The following is a 25069-nucleotide window of genomic DNA, read 5'->3' as shown; positions in this document are numbered from 1 at the left end:
TTTTAAGAGAGGAAGAATCTACGTGTCGAGTTGGAGATATTGCGGAAGTATGTAAGTGGCAACTGTTGTTCGAGTATCAGTCTGAGAAATTCGTTCTGCGTAACCGAGGCCGGGAAACTGGCGACATATGTTCCTCCGTTTATCTGGAGCCTTTCTATACCGATAGCGGAAAATGCGGCATATAATTGTTCCTGCTTCCAGTCCGATTCGAACTCTATAATAAGTTTAGGGGTCTCGGCATATGTTATATCCGTGTCCTGATCGAGATTTTGAGGTGTGCCGTTTTTAAGAAAAATAACCCTGTCAGAAGCTTTTTCCACCTCGTATAATTGTTGCGAACTGAGGACGATACCTAACGGGCGGAAAGGGGAACGTGCTATATCGCGGAAATCGTCGAGTACAATTTGTTGTGCCAATATATCCAGATTGGCCAAAGGCTCGTCTATCAGCAGCAGCTTTGGTTTCCGTAATAATGCACGGGCCAGTTCGAAACGCATTTTATAGCCGGAAGAAAGATTCTTCCATTTGTAAGTGCGGTATTTGCGTAATCCCATACGTGCCACGATTAATTCAACCGTGAGAATGTTTGCTTCACCTGTAATGCCGTATGATGTAGCCGTAAAACGCAGATTGGACAATAACGAACCTTGCCATGAGGTTGTCCGTTGGGGAATATAAATCAGCTTCGAACGTAGATCATAGCCGTTTGCATGTGAAAAAAGATACTTTATTTCCCCGCTTGTCGGTTGAAGTTCTCCACATAAAGAACGCAGCAGCGTTGTCTTACCGTTTCCGTTTTCTCCGACAAGGCCGATAATTTCTCCTGCTTTTATATCGAAGGAAACCGGGCCAAGGGCAAAAGAAGAGTTTTTATAGGATTTGATAAGATTGTATGTCGAAAGCAAATGTTTGTCTGTATCAGCTTCCGGTTTATCCGCCAGTTCCTGATATAGTTCGTTCAGGATGAATGAAAAACGTTTTTTCTTTTCCTCTGTCTTATCTGTATTCTGGTCGAGCCAGTCGAGGAAGTCCAGTATTTTTTTATAGAAACTGATATTTTCGGTATCCAGAGTAAGATCTATGATCCGCTTGGTAAGTAAGGCGAAGTCTTCAAAGTCAATGAGCTTTTTGATTTCTTCAAATTGATTCCGGAATATTGTCATGTCCGCTATATATTGGTTGTTTTGTGATTTAGAGGCAAATATATCTATTTTTCCATAAATAGTTACAAGTTACGGGATACAAGATGTTTCCTGCTGACTATTTACTGTTTACTGAAAAGTGCAGACCAAACAATAAATTGCTTATTTTTGTGTTTTATTATATGTAACAATCAGCCGTCGAACTATACGTGTCACAAAATAAAACGGTATGTACACTATGCTTTGGACTAAGTGTACTGTTAGTATTCTTTTTTGTATCGTGTTCTAACCAGAAGAACACTACATTGACACGCTTTTACCATTCGGTAAATACCCGTTACAATATCCATTTCAATGCGAATGAAGCGTATAAAGAAACCCTGAAGACCAGAAGTCAGGGTCAGGAAGATAACTTTTCCCAGATGCTCTATATTTTCCCCGACAATTCGGACTCTGCTACCATGCAGGCTCCCGGCGGAAGTTTTACAACTACGATAGACAAAACGACGAAGGCTATAAAGTTGCACTCAATAAAAGCAAAACCCCGCCGTGACCCTAAACGCAGGAATGATGAAAAATATCAGGCATGGCTTCAGCAAAAAGAATATACCCCTTTTATGGATCAGGTATGGCTTTTGCTGGCTAAGGCCGAATTTTATGAAGCCAATTACCTGCGGGCGATAACTACTTTCATGTATATCACAAAGATATACAGTTCTGATCCCGATATTGTAGCCGAATGCCAATTGTGGATCAGCAGAGCGTACACCGAGATGGGATGGATGTACGAGGCCGGCAATATATTGCATAAGATGGAAATTGCGGGAGGTGCTCCCGAAAGCCAGAAAGCATTGTATTCGGCTGTAAAAGCAAATTATCTGGTAAGAAATAAAGAATACGCGGAAGCTATTCCTCATCTTGAATATGCTATAAAGAAAGAAAAGGATAAGAATCAAAAGCTCCGCTTAAAATATCTGCTTGGACAATTATATATCGAAACGGGAGATAAAACCGCTGCCGCTAAGGCTTTCTCTAATGTATACGGGATGAATACTCCTTATAAGTTTACATTTAATGCCAAATTGCAGGAATTGCAACTCGATACGTCCAGGAAGCCATCCGATGTGATTTCTTCCCTTAGAGGTATGGCTAAAAGTTCGAAGAATAAGGATTATAAAGATCAGGTATACAATACCATCGGAAACATATACTTGCAAGAGCAAGATACAGCTAAAGCAATAGAAAATTACCGCACCGCGATAAAAGAAAGTGTCCGTAACGGATACGATAAAGCTATGGCACAGGTATCGCTGGGAGATATTTATTTCAACAGGAGGGATTTTATTCCGGCCCAGCCTTGCTATTCCGAAGCTTTACCGCAGTTAAAGAAATCAGATGCGAATTATCCGCGTGTTTCCTTTCGTTCCGAAGTTCTGGACGAGTTAGTTGTACATGCCATAGTTGTCTACGAACAAGATAGTTTGCTGTATTTAGCGAGTCTCCCTGAAGAACAACGTCTGGAAATTATTCATAAAAAGATAGACGAACTAAAAAAAGAGGAAGAAGAGCGCCTGCAAAAAGAGGAAAGGCAGAGGCGGGTAGAAGAACAAGAGAGCCGGATTACCAGTTGGGACCAATTGGAAACAAGTTTATCCCGTAATATTCCGCAAAATCAGACATTCCAGCCGGGAGCGGCAGGTCAGCCGGGGGCGGAACCTCAATTCTATTTCTATAACGAGCAAACTGTATCCCAGGGAAAAGTGGCTTTTCAAAGGCAATGGGGAAACCGCAAGCTGGAAGATAACTGGCGTAGACGGAGTAAATCGGGTATATCTCCTCTGGATAAGCTGGATGAAATAAGCCAATCAGACTCTGTAAGTGTAGGTAAGACAGGCTCGGAACCGGGAAATATACCAGGTTCAGGAGAGAAGGGCGCTATAGAAGACAAATATTCTGTAGAATACTATCTACAACAATTACCGTTTACCGGGGAGGCTGTAAAGGAAGCTAACGAACTGATCGAGAATGCCCTGTTCAACATGGGAAAAATTTATAAAGACAAGCTTGAAGACATGCCACTGGCTATAGAGACTTTTAATACCGATATAAGTCGTTTTCCTACTACTCCTAATCTGGAAGAAATATATTATCAGTTGTTACTAATTTATATGCAGCTCGGCGATCAGAATATGCTGGCTGTTTACAGAAATAAATTACTGACCGAATTTCCTCAGGGGCAATATGCCACACCGTTGTCCGAACCTGATTTTGAGTGGAATTTCAGACATATGCCACTATTGCAGGATTCGTTGTATAATGAAGCCTACACAGCTTATCAAAGGGCCGATGTACAGATTGTAAGGGATAATTATCAGGCGATGAAAGCCAAATATCCATTTACGGATATGATGCCCAAATTTGCTTTCCTGAATGCGCTGTCTTATGCCCAGACCCGCGATATAAAAGCATTGGGTGATAATCTGGCCGAAGTAGTACAAAAGTATCCGAAAGCGGACGTTACTCCACTGGCTACAGAAATTCTGGAAAGAATAAAAGAAGGCCGGATTATATTATCAGATGGTACACCTATTACGGAATTTGACTGGAGTAAGGCTTACCTGGGAGATAGTACTATGGTGGACAAAAACGGAAAGATTTTAGCATATAGTGACAGTCTGGATACAGAGTATTTACTCTTATTAATGTATAAATCGAATACTATAGACAGGAATGAATTGCTTTATCAGGTAGCTGACTATAATTTCTCCAATTATGTGATCCAAACATTCGACCTGAACTTCGACACCGAGCCTCCATACGATATTCTGCAAATAAAGGGATTCGAATCGTTTGCCAATATCAGGTCGTATATGAATAAAGCCTTTGGCGATGACGGTTTGATGCATAAGGTGGATACGTCTATTCTGGTACTGCCTATTTCGGTAGATAATTATACCGGTATGCTACCTCGTCTGGGATTGGAGCAATATATGACTTTCTTTGCTGAACATTACGAAAAACAATTGCCTCAGTTAGTCGCCTACTGGAATAATAAAGGAATAATTGACAGCCTGACAGTACAACCGGCTACCGATGGTCCGGATGTAACATTGCCGGAGTTGCCCGAACAGCCTGAGGATGATGTTATTCGACCGGAAACAGAAAAAGAAATTCCGCCTGTTGAAATAAAGAAGGATGATGAAGTTGCCAAACAGCCCGAAAAACCTGTAAATGATAAGCAAATAAATGCAGACGATCTGCTTACTAAAGAACAATTGGAGAAAGCCGGAAAAGTAAATGACGTAATAGAATCTGTAGAAGATATTGTAAATAATCCGGTGGATGGCATTAAGAATCTGTTTAATAAATATAAAAACAGGGAAAGCCTGACTAAAGAAGAAAAAGCGGAACTGAAAGAGCAGCAACGTCAGGAGCAGCAACGTCAGAAAGAACTGAAAGCAATCGAAAAGACCCGACAGGATTCTATCAACAAAGTAGAGAAGGCCAAAGCCGATGCCATTGCCAAAGCTGAAAAGGCAACTCAGGATTCTATAAAAGCTGTGGAAAAACAACGTCAGCAACAAATACAACTGGAACAGCAGCAGAAGAAAGATGCTGAACGTGCGGTAATTAAGGCCAGAGAGGACGAACGCAGGCAGAAAGAGAACGAGCGTAAAGAACGTATTCGTCAGCAGGAAGAACGGCAGCGGCAACAGGAAAGAGAGCGAAAAGAAAAAGAGAAAGCCCGTGAAGAAGAGCGAAGGGAGAAAGAGCGCATACAGAAAGAACGTCTCCGTCAACGTGAAAAAGAGCGTGATGAAAAAGAAAAAGCTCGTGAAGCAGAACGTAAAGAAAAGGAAAGGCAAGCCGAAGAAAAACGGAAACAGCAGGAGAAAGATCGATGATAATACCCTATTTTAGCTACGTTAGTTAAAAAACTTTATATTAATAGTTGATATGACAAAAAAAAATGATTAATTTGCCGTGCGAAAAACATAAGGTATTACCTACATCCATTAAAAACTAACTATATGAACGAGAACCTAGAGCCCAAATTGCCTGTGGGAGACCCTTCTGACGAGAACAAAGCCGAAGAAACAAAGCCGGTAGAAGCAAATGTTGAAGCGGCAGAGAATGAATCTGCTGAAAAAGAATCCCCGGCTGAAAATATTGAGCCAGTTGAAGATGTAGAGCCAGTTGAAGAACCGGAGTCGGCAAAAGATGCTGAAACTGTAGAAAAAACTGTGGCTCCGGATATTACTGAGCCTATAGAAGATGTTGCTCCTGAAGCAGAAGCTGAAACTGCGGAAGAACCGGAAGAGCCAACTACGGCAGCAGAAAAAAATGAGTCGGAAGACGACACAGAGCAACCAGAGGCAACAGAGGCTCCTGTGGCAAAGCATGCATCTTTGACAAAGGATGAGATAATAGAAAAATTAAAAAATCTGGCGTCTCAATCCGAATTGCCTTCGCGTGCAGAGGTGGAAGCATTAAAACAGGCATACTATAAACTTCGTTCTGCAAGTGTGGAAGCGGAGAAAGCAGCATTTGTCGAAGCAGGGAATGATGCTGAAACTTTCACGCCTACACCCGACCCTAGTGAGGATGTGGTAAAAACTTTCTTAAATGAAATAAAAGAAAAACGGGCAAGCAATGCCATTGCCGAAGAAAGACTTAAGGAAGAAAACTATAATAAAAAACTTCAGATAATAGATTCGATTAAGAATCTGACAGAAAGTTCAGATGACTTTAATAAGTTATATAAAGAGTTCAAAGATCTGCAGCAACAGTGGAACGATATAGCGTTGGTTCCTCAGGCTAAAGTAAAGGAACTGTGGAAATCATATCAGATTTATACGGAAAAATTCTATGACCTGATAAAGATAAACAACGAGTTCCGCGATTATGACTTCAAGAAAAATCTGGAACTGAAAACGTCTATAATTGAGGCTGTAGAAAAACTGATGGATGATGCGGATGCAGTCTCGGCATTCCATCAGCTTCAGAATTTCCATCAACAATGGCGTGAGATAGGTCCTGTAGCCAGAGAACTCAGAGAAGATACTTGGACACGTTTCAAAGATGCATCCACGGCTATAAATAAAAAATACCAGACACATTTCGAATCTTTGAAAGGAAAAGAAGAGGAGAATCTGGCAGAAAAGACTGCAATTTGCGAAACACTCAAGGCAATAGATTATTCTACGCTTAATTCGTTCAAAGATTGGGATGAAAAGAGTAAGGAAGTAATTGAGTTGCAGGCGAAATGGAAAACCATAGGTTTCGTACCTAAAAAAGTAAATACACAGATCTTTGAGGAGTTCAGGGCGCTGTGTGATACTTTCTTCGAAAGAAAAAGTGAATTTTTCAGAGGGGTTAGAGATGAGATGGATATCAATCTTGAGAAAAAACGCTCTTTGTGCGAACAGGCAAAAATGCTGAAAGACAGTACTGAATGGAAGTCTACGGCCGACAAACTGATTTCTATTCAGAAAGAATGGAAGACTATTGGTCCGGTGCCCCGTAAATATTCGGATGCTATCTGGAAAGAATTTGTTACAGCATGTGATTATTTCTTCGAGCAGAAAAAGAAGAACGAATCTTCACAAAAAGGCGAAGAACTTGAAAATCTTGCAGCAAAGAAAGAAATTATAGAGAAGATAAATAATATAGACCAATCTTTGGAAGCTTCGGATGCAATCGCTCAGGTGCGTGCTTTAGCTGATGAATTCCATAAAATAGGTTTTGTTCCGTTTAAAGAAAAAGATAGGATTTATAAAGAATTCCATCAGGCTGTGGATGCCCATTACGACCGCTTGAAAGTGGATAAGACAGAACGCCGTTTCGAGGCCTTCAAATCGAATATGAAGGATATGTCGAAGCAGGATAATCCAAAGCGGGTATTATATAAAGAAAGGGATCATCTGATGCATCAATATAACAAGGTGAAAACAGATCTTCAGACTTACGAGAATAATATGAACTTCCTTTCTGTTTCGTCGAAAGGTGGCGGAGGCCTTTTGAAAGACATAACTCATAAGATAGAGAATCTGAAAAATGAAATGGATTTACTTGTGAAGAAGATAGAGGCCATTGATGAAAGCCTGAATGAGTTAGAAAAATAGATAATTTCTTATATAGAACACGAAGAAAGGATATTTTAAGCAAGATATCCTTTCTTATTTTTATAATATGTATTCAATTCGTCTTCTTATAGCTTATAACTGCCCATATATTAAAGAACAGCGCAAATCCGATGAGCACAACCATATGTTTTGTCATATCTGCCAATGCGCTCCCTTTGAGAAATACCATTCGCATGACTTCTATAAAATATCTCAAAGGATTAGCCCTGGTAATGATTTTTGCCCACTCCGGCATGCTGTTTATCGGAGTAAACATACCACTCATCAGAATCAATATAATCAGGAAAAAGAACATAACAAACATAGCCTGTTGCGTTGTGTTCGAATAGTTTGATATTACCAGTCCCAACCCCGACACAACGAGCGTGTAAACCCCTGCAAAAAGCCCGATAGTGAGAAGGCTGCCCGAAGGAGTCAGCCCATATACAAAAGCGGAAAGCAGGAAGCAAACCGTCAGCACAAAGACTCCGATAATCCAGTATGGGATTAGTTTAGCCAGGATAAAGGTAAATTTGTTTACGGGTGTGACATTCATCTGCTCGATAGTTCCGGCCTCTTTTTCTCCAACTATGTTCAGGGCAGGGAGGAATCCTCCAAGTAAGGTGAGCAACATTACCATTAAGGCCGGTACCATAAATACTTTGTAATCCAGATGCGGATTAAATTTATTCTGAGGTACTATATTGATAACAGGCAGAATAGTCTTTGCACTTGTTTTCGTCCATTCTCCACGTATTTCATTTCCGAAATCGCTGAGAATAGTAGTCATATAGGACGAACTCAGCCCTCCTTTGACGCCATTCACGGCATTGGCCGAAATCATTACGTTGGCGATTCCGTCCCTTACGAGATTTCTTTCAAATTCAGGTTGTATTTCCAGTATAATATCCGCTTTACCGGATTCTATACTTTCCAAGGCCTTATTATTCGAGGCAGAGACATCAGTCAGAATAAAATAGCCGGAAGATGTTATTTTATTTACAAGACGCCCCGAATAAGAACTATGGTCATTGTCGACAATACTCAGACTGATGTCTTTTATCTCCTGATTCGCAGCCCATGGCATAACAAGCATCATCATTACAGGCCAAACCATTATCAATTTCGGAAGGAATCTGTTTCTCAGAATCTGTTTAAATTCTTTTTCGATAAGAAATTTTATCATATTGTTAGTTTTTAGCTGCCAGCCATTAGCCTATAACCTTTTTTCTGTATTTTCTAACAGCTAACGGCTATAAGCTAACAGCTTATTAAGTGAGCCTTGTTTTGAACTTCTTTAAACTTATCACTATCAGGAATATTGCCATAACCAATAGTATTATCATCTCCTTTAATACAAAGACGACATCGACTCCCTCTATCATAAGCTTTCTTACAGATGATACATACCATTTTGCCGGTATGATATCAGAAAACCATTGAAGAACCGCAGGCATACTTTCTATGGGAAATATCATTCCCGAAAGTAGCATCACCGGCATCATGAATCCCATACCTGAAACGAGCATAGCGGCGACCTGAGTGTCTACAATGGTGGAAACGAGCAAGCCTAAAGCCAATGCGACCATAATGAACAGGATGGAAACGATTGTCAGCCAGAACAGGCTGCCTGCGACAGGTACCTGCAATACAAAGACCGATAAAAGGAGTATCGTAGACAGGTTGACAAAGGACAGGGTGAAATATGGAACCATCTTTGCGAGAATGATGTATATCGGCTTAATTGGCGATGCTAATAGTACTTCCATAGTTCCCAGTTCCTTTTCGCGAACAATGGCTATGGATGTCATCATGGCGCATATCAGCATTAGTATAAGTCCCATTACTCCGGGAACGAAGTTATAGGCACTTTTAAGCTGGGGGTTGTATAGCATTCTTATCTCGGGTATAATCTGAAACGGAACTTTATACTCCTGCATTAGTTCCTGTTGATAGGAGGTGACAATACTGGTTGCGTAGCCGGACAGCATACTTGCTTGATTCGGATCGGTGGCATCGGTTATAAGTTGTACAGATGCTTCCCCGGTGTGAAGCAGGTTATCGCTGAAATTCTCTCCGAATACGACTACCAGATTAACTTTCCCCTCTTTGAATACTCTGTCTATATCATCGGGACTATTTAGTACTTCTGTAACAGTAAAATATTCGCTGGCCTGTAATTGCTCCGTGATGCGCTGTGTAGAAATATCTTTCGAGAGGTCGAATATGGCAATCTGCGTATTCTTCACTTCTGTTGTGATTGCAAACCCGAAAAGTATAATCTGCACTATAGGCATACCAAGCAGGATAAGCATAGTACGCCTGTCGCGAAATATGTGGAAGAATTCTTTTTTTACGAAGCTTATGAATTGTTTCATAATAGTTGAAAGTTATTAGTTATCTCCCCTTTGTGCTTTCCTGGCCAACTGCTGAAATACTCCGTCCATGCTATCCGCATTGAACTGATGACGAAGATTGGCAGGAGTATCCAAAGCTTCTATCCTGCCATCGACCATAATAGATACCCTGCGGCAATATTCGGCTTCATCCATATAATGAGTAGTTACAAATACGGTGATACCCCTGTCCGAAGCCTGATATATCAGTTCCCAAAACTGACGGCGGGTAGCAGGATCGACACCTCCGGTAGGTTCATCGAGAAAAACGACTTTGGGTTCGTGAAAGATAGAGACGGAAAAAGCCAGCTTCTGTTTCCAGCCGAGAGGTAATTCTTTTACGAGCGTATTACGTTCATTTATAAAACCCAGTTCGGTCAGTATTTCATCCGTTTTGGTTGATATCTCTTTGTCTCTCATTCCATATATTCCTCCAAACAGGCGCATATTTTCCCATACCTTCAGGTCTTCGTATAATGAGAATTTCTGGCTCATATAGCCTATATTTCTCTTTACGTCTTCCTGTTGTCGGGCAATATCGAATCCTGCAACCATGCCTTTTCCCGAGGTTGGGTAGCTTAGTCCGCAGAGCATGCGCATAGCGGTTGTTTTCCCTGCACCGTTTGCACCCAGAAAGCCGAATACTTCACCTCTGTCTACACTGAAAGAAATATTATCTACGGCCGTGAAATTGCCGAATTTCTTTGTGAGATTTTTCGTCTGTATAACTTTTTCTGCCATTATTCGTTATTTTGAGCCAATTGCATGTAACAATCTTCGATAGTTGCCTGAATGGTATGAATTTCTATATCCTTATGTTGCTTATCGGCAAGAAAGGCTTTCAGTTCGGCTACGGTCAGATTATTGTTGACCGTGATATGATGTGTTTCTCCAAATGTGAAGCAGGTCTTCACCTTATCGTATTGCCGTAAATCTTTTAACAACCGATACATCTGATTACTCTTTACCGACCATAACGGTTCGGAAAACCGGTCTATAATATTTTGTGGTGTATCTACCTGCAAAAATCTGCCATGCTGAATAAGTGCAATACGGTCGCAAAGCGTAGCTTCGTCCATATAAGGAGTAGATACAAGAATGGTGATATTCTGTCCTTTCAGCTTTCTGAGCATCTCCCAGAATTCCTTTCGAGAAACCGGATCTACTCCTGTTGTCGGTTCATCAAGGAATAATATGGCGGGTTTATGTATCAGAGCACAACTTAGTGCCAGTTTTTGTTTCATTCCTCCCGATAGCTTGCCGGCCCTCCTGTTTTTGAACGGTTCTATCTGCTGGTAAATATCTTTTATCAGATAATAGTTTTCCTGAATGGTCGTATTGAATACGGTCGCAAAGAATTCGAGATTCTCTTCTACTGTCAAATCCTGATAAAGTGAGAACCTGCCCGGCATGTAACCGATACGGGTGCGTATCTCCTTATAATCGCTGACTACATCGAGTCCGTCGACTATAGCTGTACCGCTATCAGCCAGGAGTAAAGAGGTAAGGATACGGAAAAGACTTGTCTTTCCGGCTCCGTCGGGACCGATAATACCGTATATCTCGCCTTGCTCCACATCGAAACTGATATTGTTCAAGGCCTGAATATCACGGTACTTTTTATTTATATTTTGTACAGAGATAGCTTTCATTTGTTCAACTCTACATACAGATTATCATTCTTCTCCAGATAATGAATCTTATTCTCCCTCGAAAGCCAGCCGAGGGTGAGATATACATACATCTGCCTGTAACCTGTTATTTTTTCTATATCATCAATCGTCATCATACCCCTTTCGCAGAGTAACTGACATACCAATCGGGCATCAGCACCAATAAGATTATTCAACATATGCAATAAAATTTCAAGATTCCACAACTTCTTCTTTTAGACGGATGCTTATCTTTAAAGCTTCTTTTCGTAAGAATACATTTTATTAGTTTCCGATATAAAAATATGTCCGCTATAGTTTACAGGCAATAATAAATCGATAAACAGATACTATTTCCCGATGAAACCGGTATCTTTATATGCCAATTCAGGATCTCAAGATTATACTGATTTTAGTTCAGTTTCAACTCTCCATACATTCCTTTTTTGAGGTAGCCATCGTTCTTTACAGCTATTTTTACCGCATAGACCAGATTGGCGCGTTCGTCCCGGGTCTGAATAGTTTTCGGAGTGAATTCCGATTTATCGGATATCCATGTAATCGTGCCTGCATACTCTTTTATATCTTTTTCTCCGAAGTCGGCAAAAACCCTGACCTGTTGTCCTATTTTTACTTCGGTAAGCTGACCGGAAGTAATATACGCCCGTAGAAACATATTATCCATATCGGCAATCTTGAATAGTGCCCTGCCCTGAGTTGCCAGTTCTCCCTGTTCCGCATATTTAGATAGTACGGTTCCTCTTATCGGGCTTGTAATAATCGATTTTTGCAATTGGTCGTTCAATTGGGCAACCTGTATGTCCAGCCCTGTACTTTCTTCGGATACTCCTCTGTTAGAGTTTTCCAATGTCTCGGTTTGTGCAGCCAGCTGCCTTTCCAATACCAGTATCTGAGCATTGATGTCATCTACTTGCTTCTGATTGGCCGCATTGGACTTTACCAGATTCTCGAAACGTTTGAGTTCATTTCTCTGGGTAGCTATTTGTTGCTTTGTGGCTGCTATCTGGCGCGGGACATCGGTATAGCGGGTTTTCACCGATTTCATATTCGCTTGTAGCTGCATCTTTTTCAGATATAGCTGTACGGTATCTATATAACCTATTTCCCTTCCTGCATCGAGGAGTTGACCTTCTTCAATATCAAATTGCATTATCTTTCCGTTCGCTTCGGCGGAGACAATTACCTCGGTTGTTTCAAATACGCCCGATGCATCATAATCGCCCTTACCCCTATCACAAGCTGATAAAAGGATAGCAAAACACAAGAAAAGTATATTTTTTATTGTATTCATATAACTAGTTATTTGTTGTATATTTCAGATTATATATAGATAATAGCAGTTCTATTTCGTGTTGTATTTTGTCCTGCTTAGCCAGATCTTCATTGTTTATTTCGCGCATCAGGTCGGTTACAGTCAGTGTTCCGTTAGCAACTTTTGCCTCTGCTGCCCGTTTTACATTGTTGCGGAGCGAGATTATTTCATCATCATACTTCAATAAATCCCGGTTCTTTTCTATCTCCTGTTGTTCCTGAGTGGTTTCCAAGCTTGTATTGAAAAGAAAAGTCTCACGCTGTGTAAGTAGATTATCCTGATTAATCTCTATCAGCTTTTTATCGTTTTTTTGAGTGTAAAGGCTCCCAAAGTTCCATGACAAACGGACTCCCCCGATATAATAAGGTGAGAAATCATTATCCAGCATATTCAATCCCGGTTTTCCATAACCACCCGTGAGGAATAAACCCAGCTTTGGCATATAGCCTGTTTTGATTGATTTTTTTTGTATTTCAAGACTGTTGAGCTGTGCGTCGAAAAGTTCCAGTTCGGGGCGATTTACTTGTGATGAATTTATGAGGTCTTCCCTTTCCGGCTTTTGCAATATCGTACTTTTATCCAGACTCTCACCTATTAACAAGGCGAGCATGTCCAGATAAGATCTTCTGTTAGATAGCAATTGCGTTTTGTTTTGTGCGGTTTTCAACTGCTCTACTTTAATAGCATCCAGATCGGCCTGATTGGCTACTCCATTTTGAATATAGCTCGAAATCAGATTGTAATTACGCAGCAATTCTTCCTGCAACAGGTCATTTTGCGTCAGTTTGGCATCGAGTAATAAAATGCCGAAATACAATTGATTGACCCTGTCGTTTATTGTATAGAGGTCTACATCCAATTGCTTTTTCTCCACATCGGCATTTGCATTGGTTATATTTTTTTTTGAGCCGATTACTCCTCCGTCCCAGATAGTCTGGGTAATATCTATCGTTGCCGAATACTGATCTTTACTTAGCCCTTTGATGTCTATCCCCGGAACAGAAATTGGTATTTTGGTCACTTCCGACTGATAAGATGCTTTTGCCGACAAAGAGAACTGGGGCAGATATCCCTTCCCTGCATTCGATAGATTATACTCTTTCGATTTTTCTATCAGCTCGTACCGTCTGATAAGCGGATAATTCGCTTTTGCTTTCTGATGACAAACCTCAAGCTGGAGAGTTGCCTGGGAGAAAGCCGGGAATGGGATTGAAAACAAAAAAAGTAACAGGTATTTTTTCATAATTCCAGCGGTTATTCGTCTATTTTCAACATCATTTTTATCCATTGTGGAATTAGCTTGCGACGGTCATTGATGAAATTGTTATAGTCATCTTCTGTCATTGGGCTATGTATGCTTATCAATAAAGGCTTGCCTACAATAGGGAACACTGTCATTGAAACGATGTTAATAAAGATTTGAAGAGGAACTATTCTTTCTATTCCTTTTTTATCCATCTGTTCCTGCATCTGCTTATAGAGATAGTTGTTTTTTATGAGATTCTCGGAAATTCCGATCTTTTCCATTAGTTTCTTTGGATTGGCCTGTATCTCACTTAATACAAATAATGGCAGGTTCGGGTTCTCTAAAAGAGAATCCATGTAGCGATTTACAATTAAATCAATTTTTTTGGATAGCCCGGTACTTTCATCATTGACAACACCAACTATCAATCCGAACATTTGCTGCATGCTTTCCTCCATTATTATATCAAAGAGTTTCTCTTTGCTGCGGAAATAATAATTGAGTAATGCCAGGTTTATACCGGCTTCGTCAGCTATGTCACGTGTGCGAGCTTGTCCGTATCCCTTTTCCTGAAATACTTTGCGGGCAGCTTCCTTTATTTTTTCTTCTGTCGATATATCTTTTTCCATAAGTAAATTATTATTGTTATGATGCAAATGTATATTGAATTTTCAATTTAATCAAATGATTAAATAATTATTTAAAAAAATATTTTTAATTATTCTGACTAATGATAACTATCTTTTCTGTGTCTTCCGGCAAATAATGCTTTATAGAGGGTGATTCGTGAGAAAAATTTTATCTATATAGTTGGAGTTGGTAGCCTTTAGCTGTTAGCCGATAGCTCTTTGAAGTATTGGGATAAGTAGTAAGTTGAAAGTTATATGAGATACGAGTAGACAAGATACAAGATACAAGATACGAGATACAAGTTGTTAACTGATGACTGCTAACTGTTCACTGTAAATAGTGTTACCTTTGTTACCTTTTGCGTCTTTGCGAGAGTATATTGTTAACTGATGACTGTTGACTGATGACTGTTGACTGATGACTGTTGACTGAAACGAGTGTTACCTTTTAACAGTTACGGGTTACAAGATACTTTATTTTGTTTCACGCAAAGACGCAGAGACGCAAAGTTTTTATATCTTACGAGTCGTTGACTGATAACTGTAAAGTCTCTTGTGCGATAGCTTCGGCTAACGGCTAATAGCTATCAGCTAAAAGCTGAAAAAGCTGTTACCTTTGTTACTTTTTGACAAGTAATGAGTTTTAAGTAGTAAGTAAAGAGGTACGAGTAGACGAGGTACGAGATACAAATTGTTAACTGATAACTATTGACTGATGCCTGAAAAAGTGTAACCTTTGTTACCTTTTAAGTGGATAAAATCGCCTCGAAAAGTAGTTATTTATATTGATTTTCATCTTTTTATCTTGGATAATAGTAACCATGGGCATGAAAACCGGATGAAGAATAGATATTTTTTAACATGTTAGCTTATTTAGCATACTAAAAATGATAATTTCCTCAAAACATTTCACTAATTTTGGAAATGTCGCCTCAAAATGAGGCTATTTTGGTAAAAGGTATAATAATATTAACCATGTAAAACATTTTTAGCCATGAGAACTTACCAAACACAAGAAATCAAGAACATAGCTATTCTTGGTAGTTCGGGAGCGGGCAAAACCACTCTCGCCGAAGCCATGCTCTACGAAGCGGGTGTCATAAAACGCAGAGGAAGTGTTAAGGACGGAAATACTGTCTCGGACTATTTCCCCGTGGAAAAAGAATACGGATATTCCGTTTTTTCCAGCATTTTCTCTGTGGAATGGATGAATAGAAAACTTAACTTTATTGATTGTCCGGGATCAGATGATTTTGTCGGAAATGTCGTTACCTCGTTAAATGTGACAGATACAGCACTGATGGTGCTGAATGCCCAGTATGGTATGGAAGTAGGTACCATAAATCAATTGAGATATACTCAAAAATTAAAGAAGCCAGTGATTTTTATTGTCAACCAATTAGACCATGTAAAGGCTGATTTTGACAATGTGGTTTCTCAGCTTAAAGCCGATTATGGTGAAAAGGCAGTGTTGATACAATATCCGATCAATTGCGGAGAGGGTTTTAATGCTGTTGTCGATGTCTTGAAATTTAAAATGTTCCGATGGAAGCCCGAAGGTGGTGTTCCAGAGGTTCTCGATATACCTGCCGAAGAATTGGAAAAGGCAACCGAATTGCAGCAAAAACTGATAGAGGCAGCTGCCGAAAACGAAGAGTCCCTGATGGAGAAATTCTTTGAGCAAGGGACACTGACCGAGGACGAGATGCGTATGGGTATCCGTTGGGGGTTGGTAAACAGGGATTTGTTCCCGGTCTTCTGCGTATCTGCCGAAAAAGATATGTGTGTGCGCCGTACAATGGAATTCCTTGGCAATGTGGTTCCTTACGTTCGCGACCAGCCTGCGCCTGTGAATACCGAAGGGGTGGAAGTGAAGCCGGATTCGGACGCGCCGACCAGCCTGTTCTTTTTTAAGACAATGGTTGAGCCGCATGTAGGAGAAGTTTCTTACTTCAAGGTAATGAGTGGTAAAGTGCATGAAGGGGACGACCTGATAAATGCCGACAGAGGTTCGAAAGAACGTATCGGTCAGATTTTCTGCCCTGCCGGACAACAACGCACAAAAATAGAGGAGTTGGTAGCTGGAGATATCGGAGCAGCTGTGAAGCTCAAAGATGTACGTACCGGAAATACTTTAAATGCAAAAGGTACTGATAATAAATTTAATTTCATAAAATATCCGGACCCTAAATATCGCCGTGCTATAAAGGCTGAGAATGAGAAGGATACGGAGAAGATGAACGAGGTGTTGCTGCGTATGCATGAGGAAGACCCTACATGGATGATTGAAAATTCGAAGGAACTGAAACAGCTTATCGTATCCGGACAAGGGGAGTTCCACCTGAAAACATTGAAATGGAGAATAGAGAATAACGATAAGATAGGCATTGTTTATTCCGAACCTAAGATTCCGTATCGTGAGACCATAACAAAGTCTGCACGAGCGGATTACCGCCACAAGAAGCAGTCGGGTGGTGCCGGGCAGTTCGGAGAGGTACATTTGATAGTAGAACCATATGTGGACGGTATGCCATTGCCGGAAACGTATAAGTTTAACGGCCAGGAATTTAAGGTGCAGTCACGGGATGTGCAGACTTACGATCTTGATTGGGGTGGCAAGCTTGTCTTTGTCAGCAGTATTGTCGGAGGTGCTATCGATGCACGCTTCCTACCGGCTATATTGAAAGGGGTGATGTCGCGTTTGGAACAGGGACCTCTTACCGGCTCATATGCACGTGATGTTCGAGTGGTTGTTTATGATGGAAAGATGCATCCGGTAGACTCCAATGAAATCTCATTTATGCTTGCGGGACGTAATGCGTTTAGCGAAGCATTTAAGAACGCGGGGCCGAAAATCCTTGAACCTATTTATGATGTGACAGTATCCGTTCCATCGGATAGGATGGGGGATGTGATGGGAGACCTCCAGAACCGCCGCGCCATGATTATGGGAATGGAAAGCGACAGGGGTATAGAGATTCTGAATGCCAAGGTACCATTGAAAGAAATGGCTAACTATTCTATTTCACTTAGCTCACTTACCGGAGGCCGTGCTTCGTTTACAATGAAGTTTGCAAGTTATGAACTTGTGCCGTCCGATGTTCAGGACAAGCTATTGAAAGAGTACGAGGCAAGTCAGAAAGAGGAAGATTGATACATCGTCTATATAAAAAGAAGAAGAGCACCAAACTATTGCTGCTCTTCTTTATTTAATATCAAATGTTAAAATGCTATCTTTGCAGATATTTAATTGATATAGGATATGAAATACTTTATACTAATAGCCGTTATAGCCGTACTTGGTTTTTATTCTTGTAGTAATAGCAAACCATTGCAGAATAATGCATCTGCACAGGAAACGGAAGTTGAGGAGAGAACGGCTGTGGAATTGCCGGAGGTACCGGAAGAACTTACCGCGCCTGTGGACAGAGCCAATTTTTTGATTACCCATTACTGGGATAATTTCGATTTTTCAGATACAACATATATTCATCTGCCTGACATAACCGAGCAGGCTCTTGCTAATTATGTACAGATTTTGCCTGTAGCAGATAAGAATATTGCCGAACAATCTATAGCCGCTTTATTGAAGAAGGCAGAGCATCAGAAAACACCGGAGATGTATTTTTTCTTCACAAATAACTTCGAGAAGTATCTGTATGATCCTAATTCCTTTATGCGTAATGAAGAGTACTATATTCCGGTAGCTAAATATGTACTGGCCGATTCCGTTACAGGCGATGTAGAGAAAGAGAAAGTCAGGTTCAAGCTGGAAATGATGGAAAAAAACAGGCCCGGGCAGATAGCCGCCGATATCACCTATACCCTGAGTTCAGGGAAAACAGGTACACTTCACAGATTAGATACAGGATATACCTTGTTGATGTTCTACAATCCCGATTGTCATACCTGTGCCGAAAATATAGCTTATTTGAAACAATCTCCCGTTATAAATAAGATACACGAGTCGGGTGGGCTTAAAGTATTGGCTTTTTATCCTGATGCAGATTTAAGTATCTGGCAAAATCATCTGAAGGATATTCCTGCATCGTGGGTAAACGGTTATGACAAGAATCAAACGGTATTGAACAAGAAAGTCTATGACCTGAAAGCAATTCCTACGCTTTATCTTTTAGACAAGGATAAGCGCATACTGCTAAAGGATGCTACTGCCCAGAAAATAGAATTTTACATAAGGGATCATAACCTAATGCTATTTTCCGATTAATGAAGCGGATAAGTATCAGGTTTTTTTAAGAAAAAATCATATCTTTGCATATATGGAAAAGGTAAAACGACTGATTACTCTGACGTTATTGATGCTTGCCAATATATTCTTATTGGCGCATTCTGTTTTACCTCATTCCCATCATGATGGTACTGTTTGTTTCTCTCTGGAGGAAATCGTTCACCAACATCATTGTTCCGAACATCATGACGATTTAGGAGACTGCTGTTGCGAGCATGACAAGCATCACCATCATTCATCTTCAGAAGACTGCGATCTGAAAGAAATTGTTCTTCGCCAGAATAATGATCTTCATGACGATATACTTCCCTGCGCTAATTGCTTGTCCTTATTGTTTACAATAAATCCACTGAGTGATCTTTATCTGGAAGCTCCCGAATTCGGACAGCGATTACAACAGAAACCGTATTTAGAAAACTATATTCCTCCTTTCGTAGGCTCTGTAAAAAGTCTGCGAGCTCCTCCCGTATCTTATTTTTTAGGTTAATACTTTAAGAAACTTTATCTATGTCATTGAGAAGAGGATGGTATTCCCTCACTCTTTGTTATGTCAGAAAATCTAAGAAATAAGAATAATGAAAAAATATATAATTTATTTCGCCTGTCTGTTGGCGATATTATGGAGTTGTAATTCCAAACCTAAAACAGACGATCACGCGGGACACAATCATACATCCGAATCGCAAGAGGGGCATAATCATGCAGAAGGCGAGGAGTGCAATCATGACCATGAACAAGAGGCTGAGCACAACCATACCGGGGGTGAAGAATGCGATCACGATCATGGAAAAGAAGAACCGGCTCATGGTGATGAAATATTATTTACACCCGAACAGGCCAGGCAGGCTGGTTTGGAAGTGTTTAACGTAAAGCCTGACAAGTTTCATCAGGTGATAAAGACCAGTGGGCAGATATTATCGGCACAAGGCGATGAAGTAACTGTTTCCGCTACTTCGAGCGGCATTGTATCTTTTAATAAAGCATCGTTGAATGAGGGCGCATCCGTAAAAGGAGGCGAGTCTCTGGTTAGTATCTCTTCGAAAAACCTTGTTGATGGAGACCCTTCCATAAAAGCGAAAACAGCGTATGATATAGCTCAACGCGAGTACCAACGCGCAGAATCCCTGATCGGGGATAAACTGATTTCACAAAAAGAATACAACGAGATAAAGCTGAATTATGAGAATGCAAAAGTATCATATCAGGCCATAGGTCAGCGTTTGACAGCAAGAGGCATCAGTATTTCTGCTCCTATCAGCGGGTTTGTAAAAAGTAAACTGGTATCCGAAGGTCAATATGTGGATGTAGGTCAACCATTAGTGACTGTGACACAGAACAGGAAGTTGCAACTTCGGGCCGATGTGTCGGAGCGCTATTATAAAGATTTGGGAAGCATTACATCCGCTAACTTCAAAACTTCGTATGACAATACGGTTTACCGTCTTTCAGACCTGAACGGTCGCATTGTCTCATACGGCCGTTCAACAAACAGTCAGGAGTATTATCTACCGGCTAATTTTGAGTTTGACAATGTAGGGCAGGTTGTTTCCGGCTCTTATGTGGAAGTTTATCTGCTGGGACAGCCGAGGGAAAATGTTCTGGCAATCCCGGTTTCCTCTCTCACAGAGGAACAAGGTGTTTATTTCGTCTATTTGCAGACTCATCCTGATGCTTACAAAAAGCAGGAAGTCAGGATCGGGATAAATGACGGGAATCTTGTAGAAATACTTTCGGGATTAAAGGCGGGAGATAAGGTTGTAAGTAAAGGTGCATATCATATTAAACTGGCATCGGCTTCAGCGGCTATACCTCATGCTCATGAACACTAAATTATTAATGTGTCAATATGCCAATGTGAAAATTAGCAAATATGCACATGATGGACAAATTAACCAGTAGATACAGAAAAATACATGCAGTAGACCATCTTATTGCTTGTAACTTGTAACTCGTCAACTTGTAACTTATTTATGCTGAATAAAATAATACAATTCTCTCTCAACAACCGTCTTGTGGTGTTGATTGGCGCGGTGCTCCTGCTTATCGGCGGGTTCTATACCGCAAAGAATATGGAAATAGATGTATTTCCTGATCTGAATGCGCCTACGGTGGTGATAATGACCGAAGCAAACGGTATGGCTCCCGAAGAAGTGGAACGCCTTGTTTCTTTTCCTATAGAAACGGCTGTAAACGGAGCTACGGATGTACGTCGTGTGCGGTCGTCCTCTACTACCGGGTTTTCAGTGGTTTGGGTCGAATTTGATTGGGGTACCGATATATATAAGGCCCGTCAGATTGTTACCGAAAAACTCGCCGCATTGGGTGATGCCCTGCCCGAAAATATAGGCCAACCTACTTTGGGACCTCAGTCTTCAATTCTTGGGGAGGTGATGATTATCGGTCTTACTTCCGACTCTACTTCATTGCTCGACTTGCGGACTATCGCTGACTGGACAATCCGTCCACGGCTTTTATCTACCGGTGGTGTTGCTCAGGTTACGGTGATAGGCGGGGATATAGAAGAATATCAGATACTCATCGATCCGGGGCGTATGAAGCACTATGGTGTAACACTCGATGAAGTATTGCAGGTGACACGCAATATGAATCAGAATGCGTCCGGAGGCATCTTGTACGAATATGGGAATGAATATATCGTAAGAGGTGTACTGCAAAGCGCTGATATAGGGGAATTAGGTAAGGCCGTTGTGAAAAAAACAGGCGAAAGTCCTATCCTTATCAGCGATGTAGCCGAAATAAAGATAGGAGCAAAAACTCCTAGACTGGGGATAGCTTCGGAGAAGACAAAACCTGCCGTATTGATAACTGTCACCAAACAACCGAATACCAATACAATAGAACTGTCTGAAAAGCTGGATGTTTCTCTTGCCGGATTACAGAAGAATATTCCTTCCGATATAAAAATATCCACAGATATATTTCGTCAGGAACGATTTATAAACAACTCGATAAATAATGTACAGAAATCGCTGTATGAAGGAGCGATATTTGTAGTTATTGTTTTGTTTATATTCCTGATGAACGGGCGTACTACATTTATCTCCCTGATGGCTCTGCCTTTGTCGTTGCTCACTTCGATCCTTGCTCTGAAACTGATGGGGCTGACGATTAATACGATGAGCCTGGGAGGGATGGCTATTGCAATCGGCTCTCTGGTAGACGATGCTATTATTGATGTGGAAAATGTATTCAAACGCTTGCGCGAAAACAGGCAAAAGCCAAATGAAGAACAACACTCCGTGCTGACTGTCGTTTTCGAGGCTTCGAAGGAAGTACGCATGCCGATATTGAATTCTACACTGATTATTGTTACCAGTTTTATCCCGTTGTTTTTCCTTAGCGGGATGGAAGGGCGGATGCTTGTTCCACTGGGTATTGCCTTTATTGTAGCATTGTTTGCCTCTACGGTTGTCGCTCTTACAGTGACTCCCGTATTATGTAGTTATCTGCTGGGTAAGAATAAGAAGAATAAGGAAGAGAAAGAATCTCTCTTTGTGGTTAAATTAAAAGCTGTTTATGAAAAGAGCCTGCACTGGGCATTAGAAAAACAGAAAATTGTATTGGGAGTGACAGGAGTATTGTTAGTGTCCGCTATTATCATATTCTTTACATTCGGACGTAACTTTTTACCTCCGTTCAATGAAGGTTCATTTACGGTTACGATAAATACCTTACCCGGTATATCGCTGGAAGAATCGGATAAAATAGGAACTATGGCCGAACAGGCTATCCTTAGTATCCCTGAGATACAGACAGTAGGCCGTAAGACAGGCCGGGCAGAGCTTGACGAACATTCATTCGGCGTAAATACATCGGAGATAGAAGCCCCGTTTATACTCAAAGACCGCTCACAGGATGAGATGATAGCCGAGCTTCGCGAAAAGCTGAACGCTATTCCCGGTATCAGTGTCGAAATCGGGCAACCTATATCGCACCGTATCGATCATATGCTTTCGGGTACAAAAGCCAATATTGCGATTAAATTGTTTGGTACGGACCTGAATAAGTTGTATTCGTTAGGTAATGAAATCAAATCTTCGATAGAAAGTATCGAGGGTGTTGCCGACCTGAATGTAGAACAACAGGTAGAGCGTCCGCAATTGAAGATAACTCCAAAGCGTGAGATGCTGGCAAAATACGGAATTACATTGCCGCAATTCTCCGATTTTGTAACAGTCATGTTGTCCGGGGAAGTTGTATCGCAAGTTTACAGGGATGGTAAAAGTTTTGACCTCACATTGAAAGCATCGGACGATTATAAAGATCAGGCGGACAAAATACGGAACCTGATGATAGATGCCGGCGATAAGAAAATACCTTTCGAATATGTCGCGGTGGTAACTTCATCCACAGGCCCCAATACGGTAAACCGTGAAAATGCACAGCGCAAGATTGTTGTTTCCGCCAATGTTGCCGATCGCGATTTGCGCAGTGTAGTTAATGATATCAGGGAAAAGGTCGACGGGGATATTACATTGCCGGAGGGTTATCATATCGAGTACGGCGGACAGTTCGAGAGTGAGCAGGCTGCATCGAGGATATTGCTTATTGTATCTGTCTTTGCTATTATGATTATATTCTTATTGTTGTTCAATCAGTTCCGGAATATCACTCAATCGGCTGTAATACTTCTAAATCTTCCGTTGGCCCTTATCGGGGGAGTATATGCTATTTTGTTCACTTCGGGAGAAATCAGTATTCCTGCTATTATCGGATTTATAGCCCTGTTCGGAATTGCTACCCGAAATGGCATTCTGCTAATGGCGCATTATAATGATTTGGGTAATCACGGATATTCTGTGAATAAGAGTATCCTGCAAGGATCTCTCGATCGTCTGAATCCTATTTTGATGACTGCTTTGTGTTCGGGGTTAGCCCTTATTCCATTGGCTATTCAGGGAGACCTTCCGGGGAATGAGATACAAAGTCCTATGGCAAAAGTTATACTCGGGGGATTGCTGACATCCACTTTATTGAATATGTATGTCGTACCTATTATCTACAGGATGCTGAAAAACCGTAAGGAGGTAAAACAAGAGGTCGTTTGACAAAAAAGAATCAAATTATGAGAACAGTAATATATATACTTTTATTATCGCTGCTGTCTGTTGTTCGTGTTGAGGCACAGGATACATTCAGTAAGGTGTTGGGAAGCATAGAAGCGAACAATACAACACTGAAGGCGTACCGGGAGCAAGCCAATGCCGATAAGATCGGCAACAAGACCGGGATAAATATGGCTAATCCTGAGGTTGAGTTCGGTTATCTTTGGGGGAGTCCTGCCGGAGAAGGCAACCGTACGGATCTGAATGTAACGCAGTCTTTCGATTTTCCTACTGCTTACCGTTATAAATCTCAATTAGCGGCAGGTAAGAATAAGCAGGTCGATTTGACCTATGAGCAACAACGCAGGGAAATTATGCAGCAGGCACGGGCTTTGTGTGTGGAACTTACCTACCGGACAAAGTTGAATGGACAACTAGCTCAACGTCTGGAGTCTGCCAGGGAATTGTCTGATGCTTACCAGAAACGTTTCAACCAGGGAGATATCGATATTCTGGAGAGGAATAAAACCAAACTGGATTTACTCAATACAGAAAAGCTGTATCAGATAAACATGGTTGAAATAAATACGCTGAAAGCCGAATTACAACGGTTGAACGGCGGGGAGCCACTTGCATATTCGTCCGGTAATTATCCGGACTACCTTTTTCCGCTTAATTTTACAGAATGGTTCGAAAGGGTAAAAGAAAACAATCCCTCGTTGCGTCTGGCTGAACAGGAGATTAAGTTGAGTAAAAAACAGGAGCAACTGACCCGCGCACTGAATCTGCCGAAAATTACAGCCGGCTACACAAGCGAACGTATTCTCGGTACTACATTGCAAGGTTTTACAGTAGGAGTTTCCATTCCTTTGTGGGAAGGAAAGAATACCGTAAAACACCAGAAAGCGCAAACTGTAGCTTTGCAGATGCAGCACGCTGATACCAAAATCCAATTTCAGAATGTATTAAAGAATCAATATGATAAAGCTTCTAAACTTTCTGTATTGCTGAATGAATATCAGGAGACACTGAAGGTTACGAACAATCGCGATTTGTTGAAAAAGGCATTGGAAAAAGGCCAGTTGTCTCTCATAAATTATCTGCTGGAACTTTCGGTATATTATGAAACGATTGATAAGTATTACGAAACGGAAAGGGATTATCAGCTTGCTGTGAGCGAGTTGCAGCAATGGGAACGATAGACTCTTTTTTATAATTTGTATATATGAAA

The 25069-nt window shown here is 41.0% G+C and carries 16 protein-coding genes and 1 pseudogene; 8 read left to right on the top strand and 9 right to left on the bottom strand.

Going from position 1 to position 25069, the window contains the following annotated elements; genetic code table 11:
- Window positions 1-2 precede the first annotated feature (2 nt).
- Window positions 3-1163, bottom strand: a complete 1161-nt coding sequence (locus tag B3317_RS11850) for an ABC transporter ATP-binding protein (protein WP_291111727.1) — start codon at window positions 1161-1163, stop codon at window positions 3-5.
- Window positions 1164-1447: 284 nt separating this feature from the next.
- Here B3317_RS11850 and B3317_RS11845 point away from each other — a divergent pair, with 284 nt between their 5' ends.
- Window positions 1448-5047 (top strand): tetratricopeptide repeat protein, encoded by a 3600-nt coding sequence (locus tag B3317_RS11845; protein WP_291111725.1) that lies wholly within the window; start codon window positions 1448-1450, stop codon window positions 5045-5047.
- 351 nt (window positions 5048-5398) lie between these two features.
- Complete coding sequence (locus B3317_RS11840) at window positions 5399-7267, top strand: DUF349 domain-containing protein (protein WP_414647497.1); 1869 nt, start codon at window positions 5399-5401, stop codon at window positions 7265-7267.
- A 73-nt stretch (window positions 7268-7340) separates the two neighbouring features.
- On the opposite strand, the gene B3317_RS11835 is transcribed toward B3317_RS11840, so the two are convergent.
- The 8 genes and pseudogenes from B3317_RS11835 to B3317_RS11800 form a co-directional block, all read right to left on the bottom strand.
- Window positions 7341-8453 (bottom strand): ABC transporter permease, encoded by a 1113-nt coding sequence (locus tag B3317_RS11835; RefSeq protein WP_291111721.1) that lies wholly within the window; start codon window positions 8451-8453, stop codon window positions 7341-7343.
- 85 nt (window positions 8454-8538) lie between these two features.
- On the bottom strand, window positions 8539-9645 hold the full coding sequence (locus B3317_RS11830) for an ABC transporter permease (RefSeq protein WP_291111720.1): 1107 nt from the start codon (window positions 9643-9645) through the stop codon (window positions 8539-8541).
- Between the two features lie 15 nt (window positions 9646-9660).
- Window positions 9661-10389, bottom strand: a pseudogene (locus tag B3317_RS11825) (ABC transporter ATP-binding protein); the annotation flags it as partial.
- 14 nt (window positions 10390-10403) lie between these two features.
- The gene (locus tag B3317_RS11820; protein WP_291111716.1) at window positions 10404-11315 is read right to left on the bottom strand and encodes an ABC transporter ATP-binding protein; all 912 of its coding nucleotides are present in this window, start codon (window positions 11313-11315) and stop codon (window positions 10404-10406) included.
- Window positions 11312-11515, bottom strand: coding sequence for a winged helix-turn-helix domain-containing protein (locus tag B3317_RS11815; RefSeq protein WP_291111714.1), 204 nt, complete (start codon window positions 11513-11515; stop codon window positions 11312-11314). Before B3317_RS11815 ends, B3317_RS11820 begins: the two co-directional genes overlap by 4 nt.
- Before the next feature lie 212 nt (window positions 11516-11727).
- Window positions 11728-12627 carry an HlyD family secretion protein gene (locus B3317_RS11810; protein ID WP_291111712.1) on the bottom strand — a complete coding sequence of 300 codons (900 nt, stop codon included), beginning with the start codon at window positions 12625-12627 and terminating at the stop codon, window positions 11728-11730.
- Window positions 12628-12631: 4 nt separating this feature from the next.
- The gene (locus B3317_RS11805; protein ID WP_291111710.1) at window positions 12632-13891 is read right to left on the bottom strand and encodes a TolC family protein; all 1260 of its coding nucleotides are present in this window, start codon (window positions 13889-13891) and stop codon (window positions 12632-12634) included.
- 11 nt (window positions 13892-13902) lie between these two features.
- The gene (locus B3317_RS11800; RefSeq protein ID WP_291111708.1) at window positions 13903-14523 is read right to left on the bottom strand and encodes a TetR/AcrR family transcriptional regulator; all 621 of its coding nucleotides are present in this window, start codon (window positions 14521-14523) and stop codon (window positions 13903-13905) included.
- Between the two features lie 994 nt (window positions 14524-15517).
- Here B3317_RS11800 and B3317_RS11795 point away from each other — a divergent pair.
- The 6 genes from B3317_RS11795 to B3317_RS11770 all read left to right on the top strand — a co-directional run bounded on the left by B3317_RS11795 (window position 15518) and on the right by B3317_RS11770 (window position 25040).
- Window positions 15518-17677 (top strand): elongation factor G, encoded by a 2160-nt coding sequence (locus B3317_RS11795; RefSeq protein ID WP_291111706.1) that lies wholly within the window; start codon window positions 15518-15520, stop codon window positions 17675-17677.
- Window positions 17678-17785: 108 nt separating this feature from the next.
- Window positions 17786-18751 carry a DUF5106 domain-containing protein gene (locus B3317_RS11790; protein ID WP_291111704.1) on the top strand — a complete coding sequence of 322 codons (966 nt, stop codon included), beginning with the start codon at window positions 17786-17788 and terminating at the stop codon, window positions 18749-18751.
- A 52-nt stretch (window positions 18752-18803) separates the two neighbouring features.
- The gene (locus B3317_RS11785) at window positions 18804-19259 is read left to right on the top strand and encodes a DUF6769 family protein (protein ID WP_291111702.1); all 456 of its coding nucleotides are present in this window, start codon (window positions 18804-18806) and stop codon (window positions 19257-19259) included.
- An 88-nt stretch (window positions 19260-19347) separates the two neighbouring features.
- Window positions 19348-20601 (top strand): efflux RND transporter periplasmic adaptor subunit, encoded by a 1254-nt coding sequence (locus B3317_RS11780; protein WP_291111700.1) that lies wholly within the window; start codon window positions 19348-19350, stop codon window positions 20599-20601.
- 141 nt (window positions 20602-20742) lie between these two features.
- Window positions 20743-23841, top strand: coding sequence for an efflux RND transporter permease subunit (locus tag B3317_RS11775; RefSeq protein WP_291111698.1), 3099 nt, complete (start codon window positions 20743-20745; stop codon window positions 23839-23841).
- 17 nt (window positions 23842-23858) lie between these two features.
- Entirely contained in the window at window positions 23859-25040 is a 1182-nt protein-coding gene (locus tag B3317_RS11770) for a TolC family protein (RefSeq protein ID WP_291111696.1), read from the top strand.
- The last annotated feature ends 29 nt before the right edge of the window (window positions 25041-25069 follow it).

Origin of the sequence: Dysgonomonas sp. UBA7710, assembly GCF_002482385.1 — a bacterium.
Classification (GTDB): Bacteria; Bacteroidota; Bacteroidia; order Bacteroidales; family Dysgonomonadaceae; genus Dysgonomonas.
The sequence above is the reverse complement of the archived record's forward strand: the minus strand, read 5'-3'. Positions and strand labels throughout refer to the sequence as shown.

Bases quoted from the DNA above. Each gene is read 5' to 3' on its own strand.
- B3317_RS11850 (WP_291111727.1), bottom strand. From the start codon at position 1,163: ATGACAATATTCCGGAATCAATTTGAAGAAATCAAAAAGCTCATTGAC.
- B3317_RS11835 (WP_291111721.1), bottom strand. From the start codon at position 8,453: ATGATAAAATTTCTTATCGAAAAAGAATTTAAACAGATTCTGAGAAAC.
- B3317_RS11830 (WP_291111720.1), bottom strand. From the start codon at position 9,645: ATGAAACAATTCATAAGCTTCGTAAAAAAAGAATTCTTCCACATATTT.
- B3317_RS11820 (WP_291111716.1), bottom strand. From the start codon at position 11,315: ATGAAAGCTATCTCTGTACAAAATATAAATAAAAAGTACCGTGATATT.
- B3317_RS11815 (WP_291111714.1), bottom strand. From the start codon at position 11,515: ATGTTGAATAATCTTATTGGTGCTGATGCCCGATTGGTATGTCAGTTA.
- B3317_RS11810 (WP_291111712.1), bottom strand. From the start codon at position 12,627: ATGAATACAATAAAAAATATACTTTTCTTGTGTTTTGCTATCCTTTTA.
- B3317_RS11805 (WP_291111710.1), bottom strand. From the start codon at position 13,891: ATGAAAAAATACCTGTTACTTTTTTTGTTTTCAATCCCATTCCCGGCT.
- B3317_RS11800 (WP_291111708.1), bottom strand. From the start codon at position 14,523: ATGGAAAAAGATATATCGACAGAAGAAAAAATAAAGGAAGCTGCCCGC.
- B3317_RS11795 (WP_291111706.1), top strand. From the start codon at position 15,518: ATGAGAACTTACCAAACACAAGAAATCAAGAACATAGCTATTCTTGGT.
- B3317_RS11790 (WP_291111704.1), top strand. From the start codon at position 17,786: ATGAAATACTTTATACTAATAGCCGTTATAGCCGTACTTGGTTTTTAT.
- B3317_RS11785 (WP_291111702.1), top strand. From the start codon at position 18,804: ATGGAAAAGGTAAAACGACTGATTACTCTGACGTTATTGATGCTTGCC.
- B3317_RS11780 (WP_291111700.1), top strand. From the start codon at position 19,348: ATGAAAAAATATATAATTTATTTCGCCTGTCTGTTGGCGATATTATGG.
- B3317_RS11775 (WP_291111698.1), top strand. From the start codon at position 20,743: ATGCTGAATAAAATAATACAATTCTCTCTCAACAACCGTCTTGTGGTG.
- B3317_RS11770 (WP_291111696.1), top strand. From the start codon at position 23,859: ATGAGAACAGTAATATATATACTTTTATTATCGCTGCTGTCTGTTGTT.